General features: G+C 70.0%; 25 protein-coding genes. 12 read left to right on the top strand and 13 right to left on the bottom strand.

Annotation, left to right across the window (positions count from 1 at the left end; all coding sequences use genetic code 11):
* Window positions 1–21: 21 nt before the first annotated feature.
* From IFT89_RS04605 to IFT89_RS04585, 5 genes are all read right to left on the bottom strand, one after another.
* The gene (locus tag IFT89_RS04605) at window positions 22–537 is read right to left on the bottom strand and encodes a hypothetical protein (protein ID WP_202938361.1); all 516 of its coding nucleotides are present in this window, start codon (window positions 535–537) and stop codon (window positions 22–24) included.
* Between the two features lie 107 nt (window positions 538–644).
* Window positions 645–1,328 (bottom strand): GNAT family N-acetyltransferase, encoded by a 684-nt coding sequence (locus IFT89_RS20710; protein WP_202938360.1) that lies wholly within the window; start codon window positions 1,326–1,328, stop codon window positions 645–647.
* A 49-nt stretch (window positions 1,329–1,377) separates the two neighbouring features.
* Entirely contained in the window at window positions 1,378–1,704 is a 327-nt protein-coding gene (locus tag IFT89_RS04595) for a DMT family transporter (protein ID WP_202938359.1), read from the bottom strand.
* Window positions 1,701–2,063 carry a DMT family transporter gene (locus tag IFT89_RS04590; RefSeq protein ID WP_202938358.1) on the bottom strand — a complete coding sequence of 121 codons (363 nt, stop codon included), beginning with the start codon at window positions 2,061–2,063 and terminating at the stop codon, window positions 1,701–1,703. Before IFT89_RS04590 ends, IFT89_RS04595 begins: the two co-directional genes overlap by 4 nt.
* The gene (locus IFT89_RS04585) at window positions 2,060–2,596 is read right to left on the bottom strand and encodes a TetR/AcrR family transcriptional regulator (protein ID WP_121292360.1); all 537 of its coding nucleotides are present in this window, start codon (window positions 2,594–2,596) and stop codon (window positions 2,060–2,062) included. Before IFT89_RS04585 ends, IFT89_RS04590 begins: the two co-directional genes overlap by 4 nt.
* 191 nt (window positions 2,597–2,787) lie before the next feature.
* Here IFT89_RS04585 and IFT89_RS04580 point away from each other — a divergent pair, with 191 nt between their 5' ends.
* The 3 genes from IFT89_RS04580 to IFT89_RS04570 all read left to right on the top strand — a co-directional run bounded on the left by IFT89_RS04580 (window position 2,788) and on the right by IFT89_RS04570 (window position 6,907).
* Complete coding sequence (locus tag IFT89_RS04580; protein ID WP_202938357.1) at window positions 2,788–4,257, top strand: LLM class flavin-dependent oxidoreductase; 1,470 nt, start codon at window positions 2,788–2,790, stop codon at window positions 4,255–4,257.
* Window positions 4,254–5,516: an acyl-CoA dehydrogenase family protein gene (locus tag IFT89_RS04575; RefSeq protein WP_202938356.1), complete on the top strand. Its 1,263-nt coding sequence runs from the start codon at window positions 4,254–4,256 to the stop codon at window positions 5,514–5,516. Before IFT89_RS04580 ends, IFT89_RS04575 begins: the two co-directional genes overlap by 4 nt.
* A 155-nt stretch (window positions 5,517–5,671) precedes the next feature.
* Window positions 5,672–6,907 (top strand): acyl-CoA dehydrogenase family protein, encoded by a 1,236-nt coding sequence (locus IFT89_RS04570; protein ID WP_202938355.1) that lies wholly within the window; start codon window positions 5,672–5,674, stop codon window positions 6,905–6,907.
* 101 nt (window positions 6,908–7,008) lie between these two features.
* Here IFT89_RS04570 and IFT89_RS04565 read toward each other — a convergent pair whose 3' ends face one another.
* From IFT89_RS04565 to IFT89_RS04550, 4 genes are all read right to left on the bottom strand, one after another.
* Complete coding sequence (locus tag IFT89_RS04565) at window positions 7,009–8,391, bottom strand: LLM class flavin-dependent oxidoreductase (RefSeq protein ID WP_202938354.1); 1,383 nt, start codon at window positions 8,389–8,391, stop codon at window positions 7,009–7,011.
* Window positions 8,392–8,414: 23 nt separating this feature from the next.
* Window positions 8,415–9,947: a hypothetical protein gene (locus IFT89_RS04560; protein ID WP_202938353.1), complete on the bottom strand. Its 1,533-nt coding sequence runs from the start codon at window positions 9,945–9,947 to the stop codon at window positions 8,415–8,417.
* Between the two features lie 95 nt (window positions 9,948–10,042).
* Complete coding sequence (locus IFT89_RS04555; RefSeq protein WP_202938352.1) at window positions 10,043–10,444, bottom strand: MmcQ/YjbR family DNA-binding protein; 402 nt, start codon at window positions 10,442–10,444, stop codon at window positions 10,043–10,045.
* Window positions 10,445–10,483: 39 nt separating this feature from the next.
* On the bottom strand, window positions 10,484–10,897 hold the full coding sequence (locus tag IFT89_RS04550) for a winged helix-turn-helix transcriptional regulator (RefSeq protein WP_079706497.1): 414 nt from the start codon (window positions 10,895–10,897) through the stop codon (window positions 10,484–10,486).
* 79 nt (window positions 10,898–10,976) lie between these two features.
* Here IFT89_RS04550 and IFT89_RS04545 point away from each other — a divergent pair, with 79 nt between their 5' ends.
* The gene (locus IFT89_RS04545; protein WP_202938351.1) at window positions 10,977–11,777 is read left to right on the top strand and encodes an NAD(P)H-binding protein; all 801 of its coding nucleotides are present in this window, start codon (window positions 10,977–10,979) and stop codon (window positions 11,775–11,777) included.
* A 58-nt stretch (window positions 11,778–11,835) separates the two neighbouring features.
* On the opposite strand, the gene IFT89_RS04540 is transcribed toward IFT89_RS04545, so the two are convergent.
* Window positions 11,836–12,873 carry a DUF418 domain-containing protein gene (locus IFT89_RS04540; RefSeq protein WP_202938350.1) on the bottom strand — a complete coding sequence of 346 codons (1,038 nt, stop codon included), beginning with the start codon at window positions 12,871–12,873 and terminating at the stop codon, window positions 11,836–11,838.
* Window positions 12,874–12,951: 78 nt separating this feature from the next.
* Window positions 12,952–13,194 carry a hypothetical protein gene (locus tag IFT89_RS04535; protein WP_064296841.1) on the bottom strand — a complete coding sequence of 81 codons (243 nt, stop codon included), beginning with the start codon at window positions 13,192–13,194 and terminating at the stop codon, window positions 12,952–12,954.
* Window positions 13,195–13,232: 38 nt separating this feature from the next.
* On the opposite strand from IFT89_RS04535, the gene IFT89_RS04530 reads away from it, so the two are divergent.
* Window positions 13,233–13,724 (top strand): MarR family winged helix-turn-helix transcriptional regulator, encoded by a 492-nt coding sequence (locus IFT89_RS04530; RefSeq protein ID WP_191941939.1) that lies wholly within the window; start codon window positions 13,233–13,235, stop codon window positions 13,722–13,724.
* A 27-nt stretch (window positions 13,725–13,751) separates the two neighbouring features.
* Here IFT89_RS04530 and IFT89_RS04525 read toward each other — a convergent pair whose 3' ends face one another.
* A complete protein-coding gene (locus IFT89_RS04525) occupies window positions 13,752–15,134 on the bottom strand; it encodes an MFS transporter (protein ID WP_202938349.1) in 1,383 nt (460 codons plus the stop codon).
* A gap of 142 nt (window positions 15,135–15,276) precedes the next feature.
* Between IFT89_RS04525 and IFT89_RS04520 the strand changes: the two genes are divergently transcribed.
* The 7 genes from IFT89_RS04520 (at window position 15,277) to IFT89_RS04490 (ending at window position 22,405) form a co-directional block, all read left to right on the top strand.
* Window positions 15,277–16,548 carry a hypothetical protein gene (locus IFT89_RS04520; RefSeq protein ID WP_202938348.1) on the top strand — a complete coding sequence of 424 codons (1,272 nt, stop codon included), beginning with the start codon at window positions 15,277–15,279 and terminating at the stop codon, window positions 16,546–16,548.
* Between the two features lie 122 nt (window positions 16,549–16,670).
* Window positions 16,671–16,898 carry a hypothetical protein gene (locus IFT89_RS04515; protein WP_202938347.1) on the top strand — a complete coding sequence of 76 codons (228 nt, stop codon included), beginning with the start codon at window positions 16,671–16,673 and terminating at the stop codon, window positions 16,896–16,898.
* 260 nt (window positions 16,899–17,158) lie between these two features.
* Window positions 17,159–18,139 carry a MetQ/NlpA family ABC transporter substrate-binding protein gene (locus IFT89_RS04510; protein WP_202938346.1) on the top strand — a complete coding sequence of 327 codons (981 nt, stop codon included), beginning with the start codon at window positions 17,159–17,161 and terminating at the stop codon, window positions 18,137–18,139.
* Between the two features lie 100 nt (window positions 18,140–18,239).
* Window positions 18,240–19,373 carry a methionine ABC transporter ATP-binding protein gene (locus tag IFT89_RS04505; RefSeq protein WP_202938345.1) on the top strand — a complete coding sequence of 378 codons (1,134 nt, stop codon included), beginning with the start codon at window positions 18,240–18,242 and terminating at the stop codon, window positions 19,371–19,373.
* Window positions 19,366–20,031 carry a methionine ABC transporter permease gene (locus tag IFT89_RS04500; RefSeq protein ID WP_071260563.1) on the top strand — a complete coding sequence of 222 codons (666 nt, stop codon included), beginning with the start codon at window positions 19,366–19,368 and terminating at the stop codon, window positions 20,029–20,031. The genes IFT89_RS04505 and IFT89_RS04500 overlap by 8 nt, the downstream gene beginning before the upstream one ends.
* The gene (locus tag IFT89_RS04495; RefSeq protein ID WP_202938344.1) at window positions 20,028–21,209 is read left to right on the top strand and encodes a hypothetical protein; all 1,182 of its coding nucleotides are present in this window, start codon (window positions 20,028–20,030) and stop codon (window positions 21,207–21,209) included. Before IFT89_RS04500 ends, IFT89_RS04495 begins: the two co-directional genes overlap by 4 nt.
* Window positions 21,206–22,405 (top strand): acyl-CoA dehydrogenase family protein, encoded by a 1,200-nt coding sequence (locus IFT89_RS04490; protein WP_202938343.1) that lies wholly within the window; start codon window positions 21,206–21,208, stop codon window positions 22,403–22,405. The genes IFT89_RS04495 and IFT89_RS04490 overlap by 4 nt, the downstream gene beginning before the upstream one ends.
* A 79-nt stretch (window positions 22,406–22,484) precedes the next feature.
* Here IFT89_RS04490 and IFT89_RS04485 read toward each other — a convergent pair.
* The coding region (locus tag IFT89_RS04485) for a carbohydrate ABC transporter permease (protein ID WP_374190789.1) at window positions 22,485–23,351 on the bottom strand (867 nt) is incomplete at its 5' end.

Here is a 23,351-nt window from a genome sequence, read left to right as displayed (position 1 = left end):
CTCGTCGAGCGACCGGCAGCGCTACAGCGCGACGACCTTGGCGAGCACCCAGTGCGCGCGGTCGAGGGAGTTCGCGGGTGCCGGCTGGTACTGGAAGGCCCGCGCGCCACGCTGGACGGAGACACCCTGCGCCGTCGCAGCGGCCTCCAATTGACCGGTGAAGCGCTGCCAGCCGTCGAGCCCCTGCGGGAACCCGAAGTTCTCCTCCAGCGAGGTGACCAGCACCTCAGCGCCGGATCCCGCGGGCCACACCTCGATCACCGCGTCCTCCTTGGAGATCTGGTTAAGGCCCCAGACGCCCGGACGCAGGGACTTCAACCGGCTCTTCGGCAGGGCCTCGATGAGCGCGACCGCACCGGCGGTGTCGGTCCCGAGGATGACGGAGCGACCGAACTCCTGCAGGGTAGCGGGGATCCTGGCCTGCTTGCTCTCGCCGGCCTCCCGGATCTTCCGGCGCCCGAGTCCCTTCAACACCCCCAGCCCGACGATGGCGAGCAGGACGAGAATGGCGATGATCGCGAGCACGTTGCTGTCCACAGGAGCCCCCCAAGGCTGTCGGTCACGAGCGGTATCGCTCTCGACGAGGATGCCGCAGACCCGACATCTGTTCAATGGGTACCGGTCCCCACCCCGTCAGGCCACGGTCAGGCCGGCGACGGGAGTCCAGCGTCAACGGCCGATCCGCGCCTGTCCGTCGACGCCGGGACGGTCGACGCAGGAGCGGACCGTGCGACCTCCCGCCACATCGCAGCCGGCGTCGCGCCCGGGATCCCCGGGATCGAGGCGATACTCCGGAATCCGCTTCGCCGATACAGCGCGCGATTGCGCTCGTTCGACGACTCCAAGTACACGGGGAGGCCGTCGACGTCGATGGCGCGCAGGCGTGACTCGAGGAGCGCACCCCCGACACCGGCCCCGCGAGCGCCGTCGCCGACGCCGATCTGTGCGAGGTACCAGTGCGGTTCGACCGGACGGTGCAGCGCGAGAGTCCGCTGCAGGCGCATGGCTCGCGGAAGTCCGCGCAGTCCCAGCGCACGGGCGAACCTCGGCAGCTGCCGCACCTGGTCGAGCACGGAGTGGCGGGCGTCCGGCGTCTCCCAGACGGCGACACCGAGGACGACGCCGTCGGTGTCCCGGCGAGCGAGGTCGACGCGGCCACTCGATGCCGCACCCGAGCACAGCATCGCCTCGAAGAGGAGGGCGAGCCGGCGCTCACGATCGGAACCGGAGACGAGCGTCGAGGTGACCGTGTCCTGTCGGAAGGCGGTCGCGAGCACGGCCGCGGCCTGCTCGAGGTCGGCGGGCGAGGCGGGAGCGATGGTGAACACGCGTTTCCTTTCGGTCGGAGAGTGAGTGTGGGGCGATGATCTGCGCGGGCTAGTGCGCCTGCGAACCGAGCTCGATGACGAGGACACCGACCGCGATCAGGCCGATGCCGACGATCATCTTCGGCGTCAGCTTCTCCTTGAACAGCACGCGCGCACCGATGGCCGTGAGGGCGACCCCGCAGGCGGCCCAGATGCCATAGGCGATCCCGACGGGCATGCCGTTCGCGAGCGCGATCGTGAGGAGGCCGAACGCCGTGAGGTAGAGCACGACGACGGGCGCGATCCAGCGCTTCTTGCGAAGCCCCTCGGACGCCCGCAGCGAGAGCGTCGCGGCGACCTCGGTGACGATGGCACCGGCCAGAAGCAACCAGGTCATGCGCCGACCTCCTCGTTCGTCGCGACAGGCTTCGGCGACTCCGGGGCGTGGCCCGTCTCCACGAGCACGACGCCGGCGATCACGATCGCGATGCCGAGCCCGATCATGAAGGTGAACTGCTCGCCGAACACGAGCGACGCGAGCACCGCGGTGAGTGCGACGCCGGCGGCCGCCCAGATCCCGTAGACGACCCCGATCGGCACGCCCATCCGGAGCAGCAGGGACAGCGCGATGAAGGAACCGGAGTATCCGACCACCGCGAGGATCACCCACCGTGGGTCTTCGATCGAGCCTCGGAGCGAGAGGGTCGCTGTGACCTCCAGCAGGATGGCGGCGGAGAGGATCAGCCACTTCTTCATCGGGGTTCACCTCCAGCGAGGGCCAGGAGTCGCGAGACGAGGTCGGCGCGCTGGTCGCGGCCGACGTCGAGGATGCCGGTCGCCTCGGCGATCCAGAGGCCGTTCGCCGCCAACCAGACGAGCAGGAGGGAGGTCGAATCGGTGTCCTCGCCGAACCCGAACCAGGTGCGGAGGTACTCGAGCCAGGGAGCGGCGAGTTCGGGACGCCTGACCGCCTCGGCGAAGACGACGAACTCACCCTGGCTCGCCCCGCCCTCCCCCGCGAAGGCGACGAAGGCCCGCACCCGCTCCTCGAGCGTCGACGTCTCGAGTGGCGCTCCCAGCTCCTCCACGAGCTCGCGCTGCCAGCGGGCGACGACGTGCTCGATCACCGCGATCATCATCGCGTCCCGTGAGGGGAAGTGGTAGCGCAGGCCGGCCTTCGTCAGACCGACCTCCTGCGCCACCGCCTCGTAGGTGATGTCGGCCTCTCCGGAGGCGTCGACGACGCGGACGGCCGCATCGAGGATCTCGTTCCGTGCACTGGGTCTCATGGAAGTTACTTTACCTTACGTAAGGTAAAGTAACTCTGGGAAGGAACCGTGAGGAACGGACGCCCAGCGGCCCATGTGACGCTCTGTTTCGGGCCCCTCGCGAGCACCCGAGCCCCCGAGTACCGTCGTGCTGGACGGCGCCGTGATCGCCGTCGGACCCAGCCTCGACGAGACGACCCGGTGGTATCCCTGTGAGCAAGCGCATCATCCTCAACGCGTTCGACATGAGCTGCGTGACCCATCAGGCGCCCGGCCTGTGGAAGCACCCCGACAACCAGGCGCACCGCTACAACGACATCGACTACTGGATCGACCTCGCCAAGCTCCTCGAGCGCGGCACCTTCGACGCCCTGTTCATCGCGGACGTCGTCGGCATCTACGACGTCTACCGTCACTCCTCGGCGCCCGCGCTCATCGACTCGGCGCAGCTGCCCGTCGGCGATCCGATCATCCAGGTGTCGGCCATGGCGAAGGCGACTGAGCACCTCGGCTTCGGCGTCACCGTCGCGTCCACCTACGAGCTGCCGTACGCCCTCGCGCGCCGCTTCTCGACGCTCGACCACTTCACGAACGGTCGGGTCGGCTGGAACGTCGTCACCTCCTATCTCGACTCCGCTGCCCGCAACCTCGGCCTCACCACCCAGATCAAGCACGACGACCGGTACGGCATCGGCGAGGAGTTCCTCGACGTCACCTACAAACTGTGGGAGGGCTCCTGGGAGGACGACGCGGTCGTCATCGACCGGGAGAACGGCGTCTACACCGACCCCACCAAGGTGCACCCCATCAACCACCGGGGCGAGCACTTCCAGGTGCCCGGCATCCACCTCTCGGAACCGTCGCCGCAGCGAACCCCGGTCATCTTCCAGGCCGGCGCCTCGGCCCGCGGTCGCCAGTTCGCGGCCACCCACGGCGAGGCGGTGTTCATCAACGGCCTCGTCCCGGAGCTGACCCGCAAGACGACCGATGACATCCGCGACCGCGCCGAGGCCCTCGGACGCCCGCGCGACAGCGTGAAGATCCTGACCCTCGCCACGGCGATCGTCGCCGAGACCGACGCGGAGGCGCAGGCGAAGTACGAGGAGTACCAGCAGTACATCTCGCTCGACGGCGCCCTCACCCTCTACGGCGGCTGGTCGGGCCTCGACCTCTCCTCCTTCGACCCCGACAAGCCGCTCAAGTACGTCGACACCGACGCGGCCCGCTCGGCGCTCGCGATCTTCACGCTCGCCGACCCGGAACGCGAGTGGACGCCGCGCGACATCGCCCACTACATCGGCATCGGCGGCATCGGGCCGGTGTTCGTCGGCAGTGCCGCTACGGTCGCCGACGAGATCGAGCGGTGGATCGACGTCGCCGGGACCGACGGCTTCAACCTCGCCTACGTCATCACGCCCGGCACGTTCGAGGCCGTCGTCGACCTGCTCGTGCCCGAGCTGCGTCGCCGCGGCCGGCTCTGGGACGAGTACCCGGAGGGGACGCTGCGCGGCCGGCTGAACGGCACCGGCTCCCCCGTCGTGCCCGAGTGGCACCCGGCCCACCGGTACCGCGGTGCGTACGTCGGGCAGCCGTCTGCCGCCGACGACACCGCGCCTTCCCTCTTCGACACCGACAACGCCGACGAGACCAACGCCTACGCCCCAGAAGGAGCCTCAGCATGAGCATCGACACGATCAGCACTTCGACAGGCCCAGTGACCGGGCAGCCGGTCCCCGAAAAGCGTACGTACTGGTCCGGCACCGCCGACGACGCCGAGCTCGCGCACTGGGACGCCGTCGCCACCGAGGTCGCCGCCAAGCTCGCGGTCGACGTCCTCGAACGCGACCGCGCGAACCTCGACCCCACCACCGAGCTCGACCTCCTCCGCGAATCGGGCCTCGTCAACCTGCTCGACCCCGCCGAGTTCGGCGGGGGTGGCGGACACTGGGAGAGCGCCTTCCGGGTCGTCCGCATCCTGTCGCGCGTCGACGCCTCCATCGGCCAGCTGCTCGCCTACCACTACATCAACGCCGGCAACATCGGCTTCACCGCCGACCCGGCCACGCAGGCCGAGTGGCACCGCAAAACCGTGCAGGGCCGGTGGATCTGGGGCGACTCCGTGAATCCGACGGACCCCGACCTCTCGCTCACCCCGGACGGCGACGCGTTCCGCCTCAACGGACTCAAGCGGTTCTCGACGGGCGCCTCTGCCGGCGACGTCATCCTCGTCAACGCGGTCGTCCGCGGTGGCGACCACGACGGCACGATCTTCCAGTTCGTCCTCGACCACGACCGCGCGGGCATCGCCTACCTCGGCGACTGGGACGCGCTCGGCCAGCGGCTCTCCGCGTCGGGTTCCGTGCGGTTCGACGACGTGCTCGTCGAGCAGACGGACATCCTCGGCACCGTCGGCGACGAACCGTTCTCCTCACTCGTGACGCCCGGCATCCAGCTCGCCTTCGGCAACCTCTACCTCGGCATCGCGGAGGGCGCGCTCGCGCAGGGCACCGAGCTCGTCCGGGCACGGAAGAACGCCTGGTTCCTCAGCCACGCCGAGACCTACCGCGACGACCCGTTCGTGCAGCGCGTCGTCGGCGAGTTCGTGTCGTCGATCGCCGCCGTCGAGGCGCTCGCCGACCGCACGAACGCCCGCTTCGACCGCATCATCGAGCGGGGAGCGGACGTGACCGCGGAGGACCGCGGCGCCATCGCCATCGAGATCGCCAAGCTCAAGGTCGTCTCCACCGAGCTCGGCATCGAGGTCGCGAACCGCATCTTCGAGGTCACCGGCTCCAGCTCGGCGAAGGCCTCCGTGGGGCTCGACCTGTTCTGGCGGAACGTGCGCACGCACTCCCTCCACGACCCGGTCGACTACAAGAAGCTCGAAGTCGGCGCGAACCACCTGAACGGCGAGCTGCAGCCGATCTCGCTCTACACCTAGGCCTTCACGCCACTCCCGCCCTTCGACAGGCTCAGGGACCGAACCCCAGCTCAGGGTCCGACAGCCCATCGGTCCCTGAGCACCTCCACCGGCCCCTGCGCACCTCCACCGGTCCCTGAGCTTGTCGAAGGGCCCACCCAGGAACGGACTCCACCATGACCACCACCTCCACCACCGCCCGCCCGGTCGGCTTCGCGGCCGCCCGCGAGCTGCTCCTGCCGCTGTTCGCCGAGATCCAGGCCGGCGTCGTGGAGCGCGAACTCGAGCACCGGCTCCCGCGCGAGGAGGTGCGGAAGCTCGCCGCCGCCGGCTTCGGCGCGCTTCGGGTCCCCGCCGAGTTCGGCGGTTCGGGGCTCACCTTCCCGGAGTTCACGGAACTCCTGATCGAGCTCGCCGCGGCGGACTCGAACCTCCCGCAGATCTTCCGCGGCCACATCGCCCTCGTCGAGGACCAGCTGGTCGCGGCCCCCAGCGATCGACGCACCGCCTGGCTCGAGCGGTTCGTCGCCGGTGAGATCGTCGGCAACGCCTGGAGCGAGGTCGGCTCGGGCGCGCTCGGCGTCTCCGGAACGGTCGTCACCGAGCGCGACGGTCACTACGTCGTGAACGGCCGCAAGTTCTACACGACGGGCAGCATCTACGCCGACTGGACGGACGCCACCGCGCGCCTCGTCGTCGATGGCCAGCCCGACACCGAGGTCACCGTGCTCGTCCGCACGAACCAGCTGGGCGTGACGATCGCCGACGACTGGGACGGCTTCGGGCAGCAGCTCACCGGCACGGGGACGATCGTGTTCGAGGACGCCGTCGTCGACGCCGACCAGCTGCACCCCTTCACCGACCGGTTCCGCTACCAGACCGCGCTCTACCAGCACGTGCTCATCGCCGTGCACGCGGGGATCGCGGCGGCGGTCGAGCGCGACGCCGGGGAGCAGATCCGCGCCCGCACCCGCGTCTACACGCACGGTCTCGCACCGCTCGTGAAGGACGACGGGCAGATCCAGGCGGTCGTCGGCGAGATCTCGTCGATCGCGTTCGTCGCGAAGCAGACCGTCCTCGGGGTCGCCGCGGCGATCGAGCGGGCGTCGGAGACCGCCGCCGACCGGGATTCCGCGGATGACCTGCAGGCGAACATCGAGGCCGAGATCCGTTCCGCCCAGGCGCAGGTGGTGCTCTCAGAGCTCGTCCCACGGTCCGCGACGCTGCTGTTCAACACGCTCGGCGCCTCAGCCGTCAGCCGCACGAGCGCCCTCGACCGCCACTGGCGCAACGCCCGCACGGTCGCGTCGCACAACCCCGTCATCTACAAGACGCGCATCGTCGGCGACTGGTCCATCAACGGAACGCCGCCGCCCTTCGTCTGGGCCGTCGGCACGGCCAAGCCGCAGTAGCCCGCCGCGGCACGAGACCAGGGCATCGGCCCGAGAGCAGGACATTCCTCGTCGAAACGTCCTGCTCTCGGGCGGATGTCCTGCTGCCGAGCGGGCGCGGGTCAGCGGCCGGCGAAGGCACCGCGGTAGGCGCGCAACGGGTGCGTCTCCGGGAGGGTGGGCTCCGCGCCGAAGAGCTTCTCGCGGAGCGTGCCAGGCGCGTACTCCCGCTGGGCGAGACCGCGCTCCTGCAGCACCGGCATGACCTCGTCGACGAAGACCTCGTAGGAGTGCGGGATCATCCAGTTGGCGACGTTGATCCCGTCGATCCCGGCCGCGCGCCACTCGGCCAGGTGGTCGGCGATCTGCTCCGGCGTGCCGACGACGCGACCCCGCAGCTTCGCGGTGAGCTTGGCGAGGTCGCGGACGGTCGGCTCGCGGTCCGGCGACAGGGCCTGCAGCGCCTCGAGCATGCTGTGCCCGCCCTGGGTCTCGACGTCCTTCAGCGGGGTGTCCGGGTCGATCGGCTTGCCGGTCGCCTGGTCGGTGCCGAGGTTCGAGTGCGCGAGGAACGCGTCGGCCGACAGGAGTTCGTCGTACTCGGCCTCGATGCGCTTCGCCTCCTCCTCGGTGCTGCCGACGATGAACGACATCGCCTGCCAGAACTTGACGTCGCGCGGGTCGCGGCCGGTCTCGGCGACGAGCGCGCGCGTCGACTCCGCGGACGCCCGTGCCGCCTCGATGCTCGGCGCCATCATGAACTGCACCTCGGCGTAGTTGGCAGCGAACGCCTTCCCCGCGCCGGACGAGCCTGCCTGGAACAGGAGCGGCGATCGCTGCGGGGACGGCGACGACAGGTGCGGGCCCTCCACGCGGTACCGTTCGCCGACGTGGTCGATCCGGTGCACCTTGGTGGGGTCGGCGAAGACGCCGCTGGCCTTGTCGGCGAGGAGCGCGCCGTCGTCCCACGACCCCTCCCAGAGCTTGCCGACGACCGCCACGTACTCCTCGGCCCACGCGTACCGCTCGTCGTGCTCGACGAGGCGGTCGAGCCCGTAGTTGCGCGCCGCGTTCTCGAGGAAGCTCGTGACGATGTTCCAGCCGACCCGACCACCGGACGCGTGGTCGATCGTCGAGATCTTCCGCGCGAAGGTGAACGGGTGCTCCTGCAGGATCGACGAGGTGAACGCGAGGCCGAGGTGCTCGGTGCTGATCGCCAACGCCGACAGCAGCATCGACGGGTCGTTGCTCGGCAGCTGCATACCCTCGCGCGCGTTCACGTCGAAGGACGCCCCCGCACCGCCGTAGACCCCGACGACGTCGGCGAAGAAGATCGTGTCGAACCGTCCGCGCTCGAGTGTCTTCGCGAGGTCGACCCAGAGGTTCACGTCGTCGAAGGTGTGCTGCTTCGCGTCCGGGTGGCGCCAGAGACCGTGCTGCATGTGGGAGCCCGTGTTCATCACGAAGGCACCGAACTGGAGGCGGGAGGGCTGAGCGGCGGTCATCCCCTCACGCTACCGGCAGAGGCTCAGCCGAAGGTGCCCTCGACGTCATGGCCGGAACCGGAGCTGTTGATCGAGTAGTCGACCGGATAGCCGGACGGGCTCGTTCCGGCGAGCGCCGGGTCCTGCAGGATGGCGACGATCGCAGCACCCTGCTCCGGCGTCACGTCGGTGATCCAGAGCTTCGGTTGCGTCGTCACCTCGATCTCGACGCCGGGGTAGGCCTCGACGACGGCGAGGATGGCGTCGACCATCGGCACGCTCAGCTCGGCCGGGTCGTCCGCCATGGAGAAGCGTTCCGGCACACGGTAGTGCGCGCCGTCCGGATAGATCCCGCGGAGTTCCCGGACCGCCGCGGGAAGGGCATCCATGGAGAAGACGGTGATGAGCGGTGCCCCCTCCGTGACGGCGATCGACACCTGCAGCCGCTCCGTCAGCATCAGCCGCTGCAGTTCGTCGGCGATCTCGTCGATGCTCTGATCGCTCGGCACGAGCTGCACCCGCCACGGTCCCCGTGGTGGATCCTGTTGCTGGGCGGCCGACGTCGGGTCCGGCTCGCGCTGGATGACGACGATCGCGATGCCCTCGAGGTCCTCCCCGGCACGCTTCGCCGCGTCCGCCGCGCCGAGCACCTGCCCGACGCCGGCATCGAGCGACATCGTCACCGTCGCGCCGTGACCGACGACCTCGATGTCGGCGATCCCGTCGATGTCCGCGAGCGCCCGAGTGAATCCGTCCTCGGCTTCGGACCGTTGCGCCGCGGCGACCTCACGCGCGGGCGGCGGGCGGAACGCACCGGTCGACGCCACGATGACGGCGACGACGATGAGACCGGCGAGCACCGCAGTGACGACCCGCACCCGTCGCCGGCCGATGGCGAAGGAGAGGAGCATGATGAGCGCGGCGACGATCAGCACGGGGGCTCCGTAGACGACGAGTCCGAAGACGAGTATCGCGAGTGCTGATCCGAGATTGCTCACCAGCCCACCAGCGGCTCCGCTGGCGATCAACCCCACGGGCGGTATCCCGAAGACCACCAGGACACCGAAGCCGATCCCGGCGACCATGACCGCCGTCAGGCCGCTCACGTAGGCGAGCCCGCGCGAGGGGGTCCTCCGACGGACGACCTCCATCACCGGTTGGACGATCACGAGCATGACGCCGACAGCGAGGAGGATCCACCCGCCGAGCGAGCCGAGCATCTGGTACCAGAGCTCCGCCCCCGACGGCCCGCCGAGCACGAGCGGCGCGTCGGGGCCGTACGACCCGGTCGACTGATCGACGCGCATGGCGGTGCCGACGATGTCGAACAGCGTCGTGACGACGCCCCCGATGGCGATGATGAGGACGGCCGAGACGACGAGGTCGACGGAGCGGATGAGATACGCGATCAGGAACGCGACTCGGGGCGACCGGCGGGCAGGATCCTGGGGATCCGCGGATGCGTCGTCGGGGTCGGGCGAGGTCGCCACGGTCGAGGTCGCGTGGACGGATCCGGCGGCGCTGGCCTCGGCGTCATCGCGCTCAGGCGATGTCCCGGCTGCGCCCCCGTCGCTCATGGCTCCCCACTTCCGATGCGTCTCGATGACGCTCCCCCGGTCGTCAGTCTGGCACGACCCTTTCGAGATGCTGCCGCGACCGGGCCCGTCCCGGGTCAGCGCGCGTCCAGCGCCCGGAGCTGCCGCTGGAGGGCGACCTGCCGGTACGAGGTGTCGATCAACTCAGCGATGAGTGCCCAGTCGACGTCGTCGAGCGTGCGGCCGTCGTCGCCGTCGAGACCGGCGTCGAACGCGAGCTTGCCCGACGGGCCGTCGTACTTCGGCGACCAGAACCGCTCGTCCTCGAGCCAGGCGCCGCGCTCCTCCTCGGCCGGCGTGAACGTGACGCTGTGCGGGATGCGCATCTCCGACCCGACGGTCACGAACACGCGCTTGCCCGCATTGAACCGCGGGCGTCCGTGGCCGAACGTCTCGACGGCCTCCGGATAGGCGAGGCACAACCGCCTGACGCGTTCGACGAACGGATCGTCGGGATCATGCACGATCGGATGCTCCATGCGCCGACGCTACTCCGCGCGGGCGTCACGCGACAGTGCTCACCGGATGCGGTGCCCCGGGTGGGCGGCGTCGTACGCCGAACGCGACGCCGCGATCACCGGCCGCTGCTCGAGCGACCAGTCGGCGAGCGTCTTGATCAGGTGGGAGAGCCCAGCACCGGACGAGGTGAGCGCGTAGGACACCTGCGCGGGAACCGTCGGGTACACGGTCCGGTCGACGAGGCCGTCGCGTTCGAGGCGGCGGAGGGTCAGCGTCAGCATGCGTTGGGAGATCCCGTCGATCGCCCGCTGGAGTTCGCGGAACCGGCGGTCGCCCGACGCGAGCTCGACGACGACGAGGACCGACCAGGTGTCGCCGATGCGGTCGAGGACATCCCGGATGCCGCAGTCCGGGTGGTCCTCCTTGCCGCAGGGTTCGAGGTCGGCGGTTACCGCGGTGTGCGTGAGTGACATGGAAGTGCCTTCTTGTGGGGCCGGAACAGGGGACGCAGACTCGTCCGAGTCATCAGTCCGAACACCGAAAGGCCCTGAAATGATCCTCGTCACCGGAACCACCGGCCAACTCGGCAGCGCGATCCTCGATGCGCTCACCACCCGTGGGGCTGCACCGCTCGCGAGCAACCGCAGCGGACGGGACGGCGCGCGACGGATCGACTTCGACGACCCCGACACCGTCTCCTTCGTCGGGGTCGACACGCTCGTCCTCGTATCGGCGGGTGAGGCCGAGGACGACATCGTGATCGCCCGACACGAGACGGCGATCTCCGCGGCTGAGCGGGACGGGGTACAGCACGTCGTGTACACGAGCCTCGCCTCGGCGGGAGACCACCTCGCGTTCGCGCTCGCGCACCGGTGGACCGAGCGTCGACTGCAGCACAGCAGCCTGGCCTGGACGATCCTGCGGAACGGCCTGTACGCCGATCTGTTCGGGTCGCTCCTGGCGTGGTCGGGCAACTCGCTCGGTTCGGCGTTCGGCGACGGCGCGCTCGCCGCCGTCGCACGAGCCGACCTCGCCGAGGCCGCGGCCGTCGTCGCGATGTCACCGTCGGACCACGTCGGTCGCAGTTACGACCTCGTGGGCGAACCGATCACGGCCGCGCAGGTGGCCGATCGCTTGGCCGTCCCGCTTCGCAGCGTCTCCCTCGCCGAGCAGCGGACGGCGCTGGCTGAGGCCGCGCTCAAGCCGTTCCAGCCCGCCATGCTCATGTCGATCTTCACCGGCGTCCGGCACGGATTCCTCGACGGCGCGGGTGACGACCTCCGAACCCTGCTCGGACGCGAACCAGCGGACACGGTCGCGGTCGCTGCCGCCGCCTCGCTCCCGCCCCGCTGAGTCGCCCGGATCTGCACGAATCCGAGCCGAAATCGTGCAGATCCGGGCGACTCAGTGCTCAGGCGGCCGGCAGCGCAGCGCCCCGCAGCGGGACGACGCGACGCCAGGTGGCCATCCGCCAGACCCACTCGACCGGCCCGTAGCGGAAGTGCCGCAGCCAGACCCGGCTGAGCACCGACTGCACCGCGATGAGCGCGACCGCTCCGACGCTCACCGCGGCCAGGTCGTCGATCTCTCGGAAGGGGACGACCAGCCCGACGACCGCGAACACGGCGCTCGCGGCGAGGTAGTTGGTGAGGGCCATGCGACCGAGAGGTTCGAAGACGGCCGCGAGCACCCGACGCACCGGCGTCTGCCAGAGCAGCGCGAATCCGGTGACGTACACGACGGCGAGGATCCCGCCCGCGATCCCACCGGCGTTCGTGAACCGCGGGTCGCCTGGCTCGGTGGTCTGCCAGACGATGGCCGGGACGGCGAGGACCGTCGCCACGAGGAAGGTGATCCACACGGGCCGCCCGCCGGCGTCGAGCACCTTCGGCAAGCCGTACGCCGCCGCCCCCGCACCAGCGAGGAACAGTCCGGGCAGAGTCGCGAGCCCACCGCCCGTGAGCGCGTAGGCGGCGATCGTGAGCACGACGCCGGACCCGAGCAGCGCCCAGCGCGGCAACCACAGCATGAGGGGGAGCATGAGGATCCCGCAGATCGCATACTCGCGGAGGATCTCGCCCGGGTAGAGGAACCCGTGCGCGATGCCGATCACCGCCAGCGCACTGAACCGCAGCAGCATCGGCACGAGCGCGCCGGTGCCGCGACGGCGGGCGCCCTGGATCACGAGCATCGCGCTCAGCCCGAAGAGGAAGGCGAAGATGGGGACGAACCGCGTCTGCACCGCGAACTCGAGCACGGTGTCCATGAGCGTGGACTGTCGCTGGTCGAACGGGATGTCGCTACCGAGCCGGGTGATGTCGGGGACGTTGACGAAGAGGATGCCGACGAGTGCGAACCCGCGGAGGGCGTCGATGAGGTGCCAGCGACGCGAGGTGGCGTCGCCGGTGGACGGGACCGGCGGCGTGGAAGAAATGTTGACCTGAGGCATATCACCAGTTCAGCAGGCGTGGCGGAAGCCCGCATGCACCTGGAGGATGACGTCCTGCCACCGGGATGGAGACCGCCCTCAGGCGGCCGGCGCCTTCGGGCAGTGCAGCTGCGTGCGCGGGCCGGTCGTGCGGTCGACGATGTGCTCGGACATGGCGTGGCCGCAGATCGGGCACCCCGACTGCGCGGCCGGCGGCAACGGCTCCTCGTTGTAGGGACCGAGGGGCGGCGGACCGAGCACCTTCCACATGCGGCCGTTCACCCAGCCGTACAGACCACCGGCCTCGCGCACGGACTCCCGGAAGGATCGTTTCTCGCTCATATTGATGAGTGTACTAATCATTTGGGTACGATGGGACCGTGACCGCCAACGAATCCACCACCGTCGCCACGGCCGACGACCTGCTCCAGCTCGAGAACCAGGTCTGCTTCGCGCTCGCCGTCGCGTCGCGCAGCGTCATCTCGCTCTACCGGCCGATCCTCGAACCGCTCGGTCTCACCCATCCGCAGTACCTCGTGATGCTCGCCCTCTGGCAGCACAGCCCGCGCTCGGTCAAGGACCTCGGCGGAGCGCTGCAGCTCGAGCCGGCGACGTTGTCCCCGCTCCTCAAGCGCCTCGAGACCGCCGGGCTCGTCCGACGCGACCGCAGCCGACTCGACGAGCGCGTCCTCGACGTCTCACTCACCACCGCCGGCCGTGAGCTGCGCACCCAGGCGGAGGCCATCCCGCACCGGGTCATGAACGAGCTCCGGATGGACGCCGAGCACCTCACCCAGCTCCGCGAGATGCTCCACGCGGTGATCGGGGCGGCCACCACCGCGCCCGCCGTCACGGGTGTCGACCCGCGCTGACCGAGGGCTCGCCGCCAGGCGAGGTCGTCAGGCCGGCGACCAGGTCGTCGTCTCCGACGCGCTCGCGGTCCGCGGATTCCGGATGCCGACGAACGACACCACGCCGCCGACGAACATGAACACGGCGGTCGCCAGGACCACCCGCGGGAACCCGTCGACGCCGAGCGCGCCACCGGCGATGATGCCGACCAGGGCGATCGATACGAGGCCGGCCACGCGCGACACCGCGTTGTTGACCGCCGATCCGATGCCGGCATGGGCCGGGTCGATCGATCCGAGGATGCCCGCGGTGAGCGGCGCGACCGTGATCGCGAGGCCGAGACCGACGAGCAGGATGCCCGGGAACAGCTGTACCCAGTAGTTCAGATCCTGCTGGGCACCCATCATCAGCAGGAAGCCGACGCCGGCGACGATCGGCCCGATCGTCATGAACAGCCGTGGCCCGTGCGTGCCGGCCAGCTTGCCGAACCACGACGACAACGCGAGCATGACGAGCGTCGGCGGCAGCGTCGCGATGCCGGCCAGCGTGGCGCTGAAGCCCGCCGTCTGCTGGATGAAGACCGCGATGGCGAAGAAGCCGAGCGAGAGAGCGCCGTAGATGAAGACGGTCGCGATGTTGCCGTAGCCGAAGTTCCGCACGCGGAAGAGCGACAGCGGCAGCATCGGATCGGGGTGGCGGCGCTCCCACCAGAGGAACGCGACGAAGGACACGACACCGCCGATGAGCGGCACGAGCAGCATCGGGCTCGACCAGCTGTAGCGCTCCTGCTCGATGAGCGCGAAGACGGGACCACCCAGCCCGACGGCGCCGAGCACCGCACCGACGACGTCGATACGCGGGCGATGTTCGGGTTCGGGTACGCGGTCGGTGCGCATCATGAGCCACAGGGTGACGAGGATCGGGATGATGTTGATGGCGAAGATGAGGCGCCAGGACAGCGTGTCGACGAGCACGCCGCCGAGCAGCGGGCCGGTGATGCCCGCGGCCCCCGTCCATGCCGTCCAGGTGCCGATCGCCTTGCCCTGCGCGACGCCGCTGAACGTCGAGATGATGATGGCGAGCGAACTCGGCACGAGCAGCGCAGCCGCGCCGCCCTGGAGTAGCCGCGCGATGATGAGCACCTCGGCGGTCGGCGCGACCGCGCACAGGATCGAGGTGACGCCGAATCCGATGAGCCCGATGCGGAGGACGCGGATGCGCCCGAACGCGTCGGAGAGCGAGCCCGCGAGCAGGATGAGCGACCCGAGGGTGATCAGGTAGGCGTCGACCACCCACTGCTGCACGATGAGGCCGCCGCCGAGTTCCTTCGTCATCGCGGGGAGCGCGACGTTCACGACCGAGCCGTCGAGGAACGCCACGAACGAGGAGAGGATCGCGATCGTGAGCACGAGGCGCTGCTGGCGGGTCATGGGTTCAGGGTAGCCCCGCGGACCGACGTGCCGAGCGTGATCCCGAGGAAGCTCGACAGCCGTCGGAACGCCGTCGACGACCGACGTCCGACGCCACGTCCTTCCCAGCCGATCCCCGTTCCGCGTTCGTAGACTGGAGCCCATGGACGACCTGTGGTGGCTCCCCTCGCTGATCGTGTTCGGGGGCGTCGGCATCATCGTCTGGTTGCTCGTCACCCTGCTGCGTCGGCGCAACCCGAAGACCCCCGTCGCCTCCATCGACGACCTCCACCGCCGCGCGGGCATCGCCCTCGTCCGCACCGACGACGCGGTCCGCGAGGCCGAGGACGAGGTCGGATTCACCGAAGCGGAGTTCGGGCGCGAAGCCGCCCGAGGGTATGCGGCCGACGTCGCCTCGGCGCGCTCGGCGCTCGGGGAGGCGTTCCGGCTCCGTCAGTCGCTCGAGGACGAGATCGCCGACACGGAGGCGCAGCGCCGCGCCTGGAACGAGCGGATCATCAGCGTCTGCGAGGACGTCGAGCGCACGCTGAGCGCCCGGCTGCGCGGCTTCGACGAACGCCGCGGAGCGGAGCGCTCGGCCCCCGACCTCCTCGACCAGCTCCAGGCGCGCATCGACCGCGCGCGCGAACGACTCACCACCACCGGCCTCGCGATCGCCTCGGCCGCTGACCGCTATGCGGCGAGCGCCGTCGAGGATGCCCGGGCACTCCGCCGGACCGCGCAGGACGCAGTCGACCAGGCGACGGCCGATGCGGCGACGACGAAGGATCGGATCGACACCGGCCGGCCGGCCGCCCCAGCACTGCACGCCCTGGGGCGCGAGCTGCAGCAGGCGGACGACCGGTTGGATGCCGTCGAGCGCTCGCTCGCGGGCATCACTGCTGCGGAGACCGAACTCGCCGCAGCGGGGCGGGAGCTCCGCACGGTGATCGCCGAAGCGGAGGCGTTGGGCGCGACGGTGGAACGCGCGGAGACGGCCGCCGTCATCGCGACTGCCGTCGAGCGGGCGAACCGCACGCTCCTGGAGGCGGAGTCGACCACGTCCACGGACGGCGACCGCATCCTGCCCGATCCGATGCGACGCCTGGAGGCGGTTCGCGCAGCCGACATCGACCTCGACGCAGCCCTCGCGACCGCCCGGAGCGCGCAGCAACGCCTCGACAACGCTCGCGAGGCGCTGCGCGGGGCACTGTTCACCGCGGACAGCAACATCCGCGTCGCCGTCGACGTCATCGCCGCGCACCGAGGCAGCGTGGGTGCCGATGCGAGGACGCGCCTCGCCGAGGCACAGCGGCAGCTCGCGCTCGCGGAGGCGGCAGCGGTCGACGACCCGATCGAGGCGCTCGACGCGGCGAGGCGGGCGTCGCGGATCGCCCAGGACGCGGACGCGCTGGCGCGGTACGACGTCGGGTGACCCTCGCCACCTGACGAGTGGAGGCCGACACTCAGCATTCATGTTCTAGAATATGAGCACCGCTGTCGCGACGTACTCACCGTCATCGCGAAGCCCTCGCCGCCGACTCCCGAGAGGACCCCGTGCCCAGCTCGTCCGCGCGCCCGCCGCGCTCCGCGTCCCCGATCTTCACGACGCTCACCCACGGGTTCGACGCGCAGGCGGCGTCCTCTCCTCCGGAACAGACCCGCCTGGCCGGAGCAACGACCCAGCACGGGTCGCCGGTCCCCTCACCCGACTGCCCGATCTTCGATCAGCTCGCGGGCCGCCGCCTCGCCCGCCGCCGGAGCAACGTCGTCCACCCCGCCTGACCCCGCCCTTCGACGGGCTCAGGGACCGGTAGAGGAGCTCAGGGACCGGAAGAGGAGCTCAGGGACCGGAAGAGGCGCGTGCAGGGATCGAAGGTGCGGAGCGCCGCAGTGTAGGGACGATCGCCCGTCCGTGCAGCACGTTTACGTTTCATCTCGAACGGTGACGGTCGGCGGTAACGCAACGGGCGTCCCTCCGCACGCCTGTGGAAACTGGCTCCGTGCACGCACCAGTGCACCCACAGACAGAGCCGAGGACCATCATGAGTGAGCACACGGGACCAGAACCGAGCGAATTGCGGGCGTCGATCGCCTCCGGCAAGCGGAAGCGCCGGAACCTGCTGATCGGCGGTGTCGCGGTCGTCGCCGTCGCAGCGATCGCCGTCGTCGTCTCCGTGGTCGTCGGTGGCCAGAACGGGGCAGCCGACGCGGCGACCGGTTCCGGTGCGCCCGCCGAGCGCCTCAGCGTGAAGATCGCGGTGTCCGAGGACACGCAGTTCCAGGACGCCGTGAAGGAGGTCGCCGCCGAGAAGGGCCTCGACGTCGAATGGGTGAACGTGAAGGACTGGGTCCTCCCCAACACCGAACTCGTCGCCGGCACCGTCGACGCGAACGCCTTCCAGCACATCCTCTACCTCTCGGCCTTCAACGCGGAGAACGACGCCGACCTGACGCCGGTGTTCTCGACCGTCATCACCCAGTGGGGGATCTTCTCGAAGACGCTCACCGACGTCGGGGACCTCGCCGACGGCGCGCGCATCGCGATCCCCGACGACCCGTCCAACGGCGGCCGTGCCCTGAACATCCTTGCTGCGGCCGGACTCATCGAGATCGCAGCGGACGCCGGGAACTTCCCGACCGTCGAGGACGTGACCGCGAACGACAAGAACCTCCACTTCGTGCCGCTGCCGGCGACGAGCATCCCGCAGCAGTTCGACGACCCGTCCCTCGCAGCCGTCGTCGTCGGGACCTCCTACTTCGACCCGAGCCAGGGCATCACGAAGGACGACGCACTCTTCCTCGACGACTCGCTCTCCGAAAAGAACCTGCCCTACGTCAACGTCATCGCCACCCGCGAGGAGGACAAGGACAACCCGGCCTGGAAGATCCTCGAGGACACCTACGCCGACCCGCGCGTCGCCGAGGCGCTCGACGACGAGTTCGCCGGGAACTCGATCCTCGTGAAGGTGCCGGTGAAGGACCTCCGCGACAAGCTCGCCGAGCTCCAAGCCGAAGCCGAGTAGGACGACGGCGGCCGGTCATCGCCTCCCGCGATGACCGGCCGCCACCATGCAGTGGCCGTCCGGGGTCTCCCGGACGGCCCTCCCGCGAGAGGAGCAGGTGATGAACACAGCAATCGTCTTCGAGGACGTCAGCAAGACGTTCGAGGTGAAGGGCCGTGCCTTCGAGGCGCTGCGCCACGTCGACCTGACTGTCGAGCGGGGTGAGATCTTCGGCATCGTCGGGTACTCCGGCGCCGGGAAGTCGACGCTCCTGCGCACCGTCAACGCCCTCGAGCGGCCGACGAGCGGGCGGGTGGTCGTCGAGGGCCTCGAGATCTCCGCGCTCGCCGGGCAGGCGCTCTACGCCGCCCGTCAGCGGATCGGCATGATCTTCCAGCAGTTCAACCTCCTGGAGTCCCGGACCGTCTACAAGAACATCGCCTACCCGCTCAAACTCGCGAAGGTGCCGGACGCCGAGATCCTCGACCGCGTCGAAGAACTGCTCGCGTTCGTCGGGCTGAGCGACAAGGCCCTCGCCTACCCGTCGCAACTCTCCGGCGGGCAGAAGCAGCGGGTCGGCATCGCCCGCGCCCTCGCCACCCGCCCCGAGATCCTCATCTCCGACGAGGCGACCAGCGCCCTCGACCCGCAGACGACCGGCGAGGTCCTCGAGCTCCTCCGGCGGGTGAACGAGGAGTACGGCGTCACGATCCTGCTCGTCACCCACGAGATCGACGTCATCCGCGAACTCGCCGACCGGGTCGCCGTCATGGAGGACGGCGAGGTGGTGGAGCAGGGCAGTGTGTACGAGGTGTTCTCGGCACCACGCACCGCGACCGCGCGACGCTTCGTCTCGTCGGTGCTCCACCACATCCCCTCCGACGAGGTGCTCGCGAAGATCCGGGCGGTGCACCACGGGCGCCTCGTCCAGCTGCACGTCGAGGACCGCGACACCAACCACCCGTTCCTCTCGCGGGTCGCCCGCGACAACGACATCGACTTCAACGTCGTGTTCGGCGGCGTCGACGAACTCCAGGGGCGACTGTTCGGCAGTCTCACGGTCGAGCTGCTCGGACCGGACGACCGCGTGGACGCCGCCATTGCGGGGCTCCGAGCCACGGCGACCGTCACCGCGATCGACCCTGCGCCCGCCGCGCCGGTCCTTCCTGAGCCTGCACCGGTCCCTGAGCCTGTCGAAGGGCATGAACCGCTCACCGCAGACCCCGACTCCCTGAAGGAGCACACCCATGCGTGACTTCGATCCCGACGCGTTCTTCCCGCGTCTCCTCAAGGCCATCGGGGAGACCGGCCTCATGGTCTCCGTCTCCTTCGCCGTCGCGACGGTCATCGGGATCCTGCTGGGCCTCCTGCTCTATGCGAGCCGGCCCGGCAACCTCCTGCAGAACCGCGTCGTGTTCGGCGTCCTGAACTTCATCATCAACGTCATCCGACCGGTGCCCTTCCTCATCGTCGCGATCGCGCTCATCCCGCTCACGCGGCTCGTGTTCGGCACCGGCCTCGGACCGCTTCCGGCGACGATCCCGCTCATCCTCGTCGCGAGCGTCGCCATCGGGCGCGTCTCCGAGTCGAACCTCGTCGCCGTCTCACCGGGTGCCATCGAGGCCGGCGCGGCCATGGGGGCGAGCCCTGTGCGAGTGCTGTTCACGATCGTCGTACCCGAGGCGCTCGGCCCACTCATCCTCGGACTGACCTACATCCTCGTCGCCCTCGTCGATGCGACGGCCGTGGCCGGGGTGCTCGGCGGCGGCGGCCTCGGTGACCTCGCCATGACCTACGGCTACCAGCGGTTCGACTGGATCGTCGTCGGACTCGTGGTCGTCACGCTCGTCCTGCTCGTGCAGCTCGCCCAGTTGCTCGGCAACGTGCTGGCGAAGCGGGTGCTGCACCGATGAGCACCGACGATTTCGACTCGTTCCTCTCCTCCATCCGCGGCGGCGCCGTGTCGCGTGAGGCCGACCGGCGCCTCCTGTTCGACGAGGTCGCCGAGCTCAAGCACCTGGGCTTCGCCGCTGCCAGAGTGCCCGTCGCGTCCGGCGGCGGCGGGCTCACGCTCGAGCAGCTGTTCGCGCGGCTCATCGCACTCTCGGCGGCGGACTCGAGCCTCGGGCACGTCTGGCGCGGACACATCCTGTTCGTCGAGGCGCTGCTCGCTTCGCCCGACGCCGCCTATCGGGAGCACTGGTTCGCCCGGCTGAGCGCCGGCGACCTCGTCGGGAACGCGCAGTCGGAGCGGCACGCGACCGCACACCTCGAGACCGTCCTCGACCGCGACGGCGAACTCCTCACGGTGACCGGCACGAAGTACTACACGACCGGCAGCATCTACGCCGACTGGATCTACCTGTCCGCGCTCGACGGGACCGACCGCGTCGCGGTGACCGTCTCCGCGCACGATCCAGGCACCCGCTCGGTGGACGACTGGGACGGCTTCGGACAGCCGTTGACGGGAAGCGGGACGACCACCTTCGACCGCGTGCCGGTGGACCCGCGCGACCTCGTCGTTCACAGCAGCGACGCGGCGGGGTGGCACCGGACGGGCGCCCTCCAACAGCTCATCCTGCTCGGTGTGGTGGCGGGCATCGCGCAACGTGCCCTCGAGGACACCGTCGACTATGTGCGCGCCAGGCGACGGACCGTCGGCCACGCGGGCGAGCACCTGCCACGCGAGGATCCGCTCGTGCAGTCGATCGTGGGCCAGCTGAGCAGCGTCGTGCACACGGCCCGCGCGCTCGTCCTCGCGTCTGCTCGGACCCTGGAGGAACCGGCCACCGATCCCGACGCCGCGCGTTCGGCGCTCCTGGAGGTCTTCCGCGTCCAGCAGGTCGTCCTCCCGCTCGTCCTCGATGCCCTCAGCCGCCTGTTCGAGGTCGGTGGTGCCTCCGCCGTCGGCCGGTCGACCGCGCTGGACCGGCACTGGCGGAACGTCCGGACGATCGCCTCCCACAATCCCGCCGTGCAGCGTTCGGCGGCACTCGGGCAGTTCGAACTCAACGGCACCCTGCCCGAGTGGCAGGCTCCGGGGGCGCGGCCCGAGACCGAGCCCGTTCCGGCGGATGGAGAGCAGGCATGAGCGAGACGGCGACGATCGACCGGGACCTGGCGCAGCGCTTCGCACCGCTCTTCGACGAGCTCGGGCGGGACGCCGTCGAACGGGAGCGCGAGCGCCGGCTGCCGTATGCCGAGGTGGAGGCGCTGCGGGAAGCAGGCTTCACCCGCGTGACGCTGCCGCGACGGTATGGCGGCGAGGAGGCCACACACGGCGAGCTGTTCGAGCTGCTCGCCGAGCTGGCCAGACGCGACCCGAACCTCGCGCAGCTGTTCCGCTCCCACTTCTCCTACATCGACCGCACCCTGCACGCCCCGGCGACCGCGGACCGCGAGGCGCGCCTGGCCCGGTTGGCCGACGGAGCCATCGTCGGCAACGCGAGCCACGAGCGGTCGACCGCGAAGGTGGGCTCCCTCGCCACCCGGCTCACCGAGACGCCGGGCGGTCTCCGACTGAACGGGACCAAGTTCTACAGCACGGGGACGCTGTTCGCCGACCTCGTCGGGGTCGCCGCCGAGCAGGACGGCGAGTTCGTCTCGGTGCTCGTCGAGACGGACGCCACGGGTGTCGATCGGATCGACGATTGGACCGGGTTCGGACAGCGGCTGACGGGCAGCGGCACCACCGTCTTCACGGAGGTCGCCGTCGACGCGTCGGCGGTGACCCGACGCGAGCCGGAACGCCCCTCGCACGGCGGCGCGTTCGTGCAGTTGGTCCTGCTGGCAGCGGTGACGGGCATCGGCCGCGCAATCGTCGACGACGCCGGCGCGTTCGTCGGCACGCGGACCAGGACCTACAGCCACGGCGCGGCGTCGACCGCCCAGGCCGACCCGATCGTGCAGGAGGTCGTCGGTGAGCTGTCGGCGAAGTCGTTCGCCGCCGATGCCGCACTGGCCGCCGCGACGACCGCACTGGGGCGTTCGAGCGCGGCGATCCTCGGTGCCGACCCGGATCTCGTCCAGGAACGGATCGCCGCCGTCGAACTCGCGACGGCGCGCGCGCAGCTCGTGATCCTGCCCGCCGTGCTCGACGCCGCGACCGCCCTGTTCGACGTGGGCGGTGCGAGCGCCGTCGAGACGCACCGGGCGCTCGACCGGCACTGGCGGAACGCCCGCACGATCGCCTCACACAACCCGTCCCGCTTCAAGGCCAGGGCGATCGGCGACCACGTCGTGAACGGGACGCCGATCGCCTCCTGGTGGAGCACCGGCGAGGCGTGACGCCCCGCCGGTCACGCCCTTCGACAAGCTCAGGAACCGGAAGCAGCGCAGAGACCCGGTCACTGAGCTTGTCGAAGTGCTACTTCAGCCCGGAGAACGCCAGCCCGTCGATCACCCGGCGCTGGAGCACGATGAACAGGACGAGTACCGGCGCCATCGCGAGGATCGACGCCGCCATCATCACCGGGTAGTCCGTCGTCTTGTCGCTCGAGAGCGTCGCGAGACCGGCGGCGAGCGGCATGGAGTTGGCGTACGTGGAGACCACGAGCGGCCACAGCAGTTCGTTCCACGACCACAGCACGGTCGTGATCGCGAGGACGCTGATGCTGGGCCTCGCGAGCGGCAGCATGATCTTCCAGAAGATCTGGAACGGCCCGGCGCCGTCGATCCGTGCCGCCTCCTCGAGCTCGGTCGGCAGGTTCAGGAACGCCGTCCGCATGAGGAAGGTGCCGAACGCGCTGAAGAGGCCGGGTGCGACGATGCCGAGCGTGGTGTTCAGCCAACCGAAGCCCTGCACGATCTGGTACTGCGAGATGAGGTACGCCTGCGAGGGCACCATGAGGATCGACAGCGTCACGGCGAGCAGCACCGCGCGCCCCCGGAACCGCATCCGAGCGAACGCGTACCCCGCCATCGTGCAGAGGACGATCTGCGCGAGCGTCCTGATGACCGTGATGACGATCGAGGTGCGCAGCTGATCGAGGAACGGGAGGCGCTCGAACACCGCGGCGTAGTTCTGCCACTGCAGTTCGGCCGGCCAGAACGTGGGGACCACGCTCTGCACCTCCGCGTTCGTCGACAGCGACATGATGATCTGCCAGATGAACGGGAACGCCATGATGAGGCCACCGACGCCGAGCACGATGTGGGCGACGACGTGCGACCCGCGCCGCTGGCCGGGCCGACCGGCGTCGCGGCGTCGCGCGGACGCGGCGGACGGACGACC

The sequence above is a fragment of the Plantibacter sp. CFBP 13570 genome (genome assembly GCF_014841395.1).
GTDB lineage: Bacteria > Actinomycetota > Actinomycetes > Actinomycetales > Microbacteriaceae > Plantibacter > Plantibacter auratus.
Note: the sequence above shows the minus strand (reverse complement) of the source record. Positions and strands in the feature narration are given on the sequence as shown.

Coding starts and splice junctions, on each gene's coding strand:
- IFT89_RS04595 (WP_202938359.1), bottom strand. CDS start 1,704: ATGACCTGGTTGCTTCTGGCCGGTGCCATCGTCACCGAGGTCGCCGCG.
- IFT89_RS04590 (WP_202938358.1), bottom strand. CDS start 2,063: ATGAAGAAGTGGCTGATCCTCTCCGCCGCCATCCTGCTGGAGGTCACA.
- IFT89_RS04585 (WP_121292360.1), bottom strand. CDS start 2,596: ATGAGACCCAGTGCACGGAACGAGATCCTCGATGCGGCCGTCCGCGTC.
- IFT89_RS04575 (WP_202938356.1), top strand. CDS start 4,254: ATGAGCATCGACACGATCAGCACTTCGACAGGCCCAGTGACCGGGCAG.
- IFT89_RS04570 (WP_202938355.1), top strand. CDS start 5,672: ATGACCACCACCTCCACCACCGCCCGCCCGGTCGGCTTCGCGGCCGCC.
- IFT89_RS04565 (WP_202938354.1), bottom strand. CDS start 8,391: ATGACCGCCGCTCAGCCCTCCCGCCTCCAGTTCGGTGCCTTCGTGATG.
- IFT89_RS04560 (WP_202938353.1), bottom strand. CDS start 9,947: ATGAGCGACGGGGGCGCAGCCGGGACATCGCCTGAGCGCGATGACGCC.
- IFT89_RS04555 (WP_202938352.1), bottom strand. CDS start 10,444: ATGGAGCATCCGATCGTGCATGATCCCGACGATCCGTTCGTCGAACGC.
- IFT89_RS04550 (WP_079706497.1), bottom strand. CDS start 10,897: ATGTCACTCACGCACACCGCGGTAACCGCCGACCTCGAACCCTGCGGC.
- IFT89_RS04545 (WP_202938351.1), top strand. CDS start 10,977: ATGATCCTCGTCACCGGAACCACCGGCCAACTCGGCAGCGCGATCCTC.
- IFT89_RS04540 (WP_202938350.1), bottom strand. CDS start 12,873: ATGCCTCAGGTCAACATTTCTTCCACGCCGCCGGTCCCGTCCACCGGC.
- IFT89_RS04535 (WP_064296841.1), bottom strand. CDS start 13,194: ATGAGCGAGAAACGATCCTTCCGGGAGTCCGTGCGCGAGGCCGGTGGT.
- IFT89_RS04525 (WP_202938349.1), bottom strand. CDS start 15,134: ATGACCCGCCAGCAGCGCCTCGTGCTCACGATCGCGATCCTCTCCTCG.
- IFT89_RS04520 (WP_202938348.1), top strand. CDS start 15,277: ATGGACGACCTGTGGTGGCTCCCCTCGCTGATCGTGTTCGGGGGCGTC.
- IFT89_RS04510 (WP_202938346.1), top strand. CDS start 17,159: ATGAGTGAGCACACGGGACCAGAACCGAGCGAATTGCGGGCGTCGATC.
- IFT89_RS04505 (WP_202938345.1), top strand. CDS start 18,240: ATGAACACAGCAATCGTCTTCGAGGACGTCAGCAAGACGTTCGAGGTG.
- IFT89_RS04500 (WP_071260563.1), top strand. CDS start 19,366: ATGCGTGACTTCGATCCCGACGCGTTCTTCCCGCGTCTCCTCAAGGCC.
- IFT89_RS04495 (WP_202938344.1), top strand. CDS start 20,028: ATGAGCACCGACGATTTCGACTCGTTCCTCTCCTCCATCCGCGGCGGC.
- IFT89_RS04490 (WP_202938343.1), top strand. CDS start 21,206: ATGAGCGAGACGGCGACGATCGACCGGGACCTGGCGCAGCGCTTCGCA.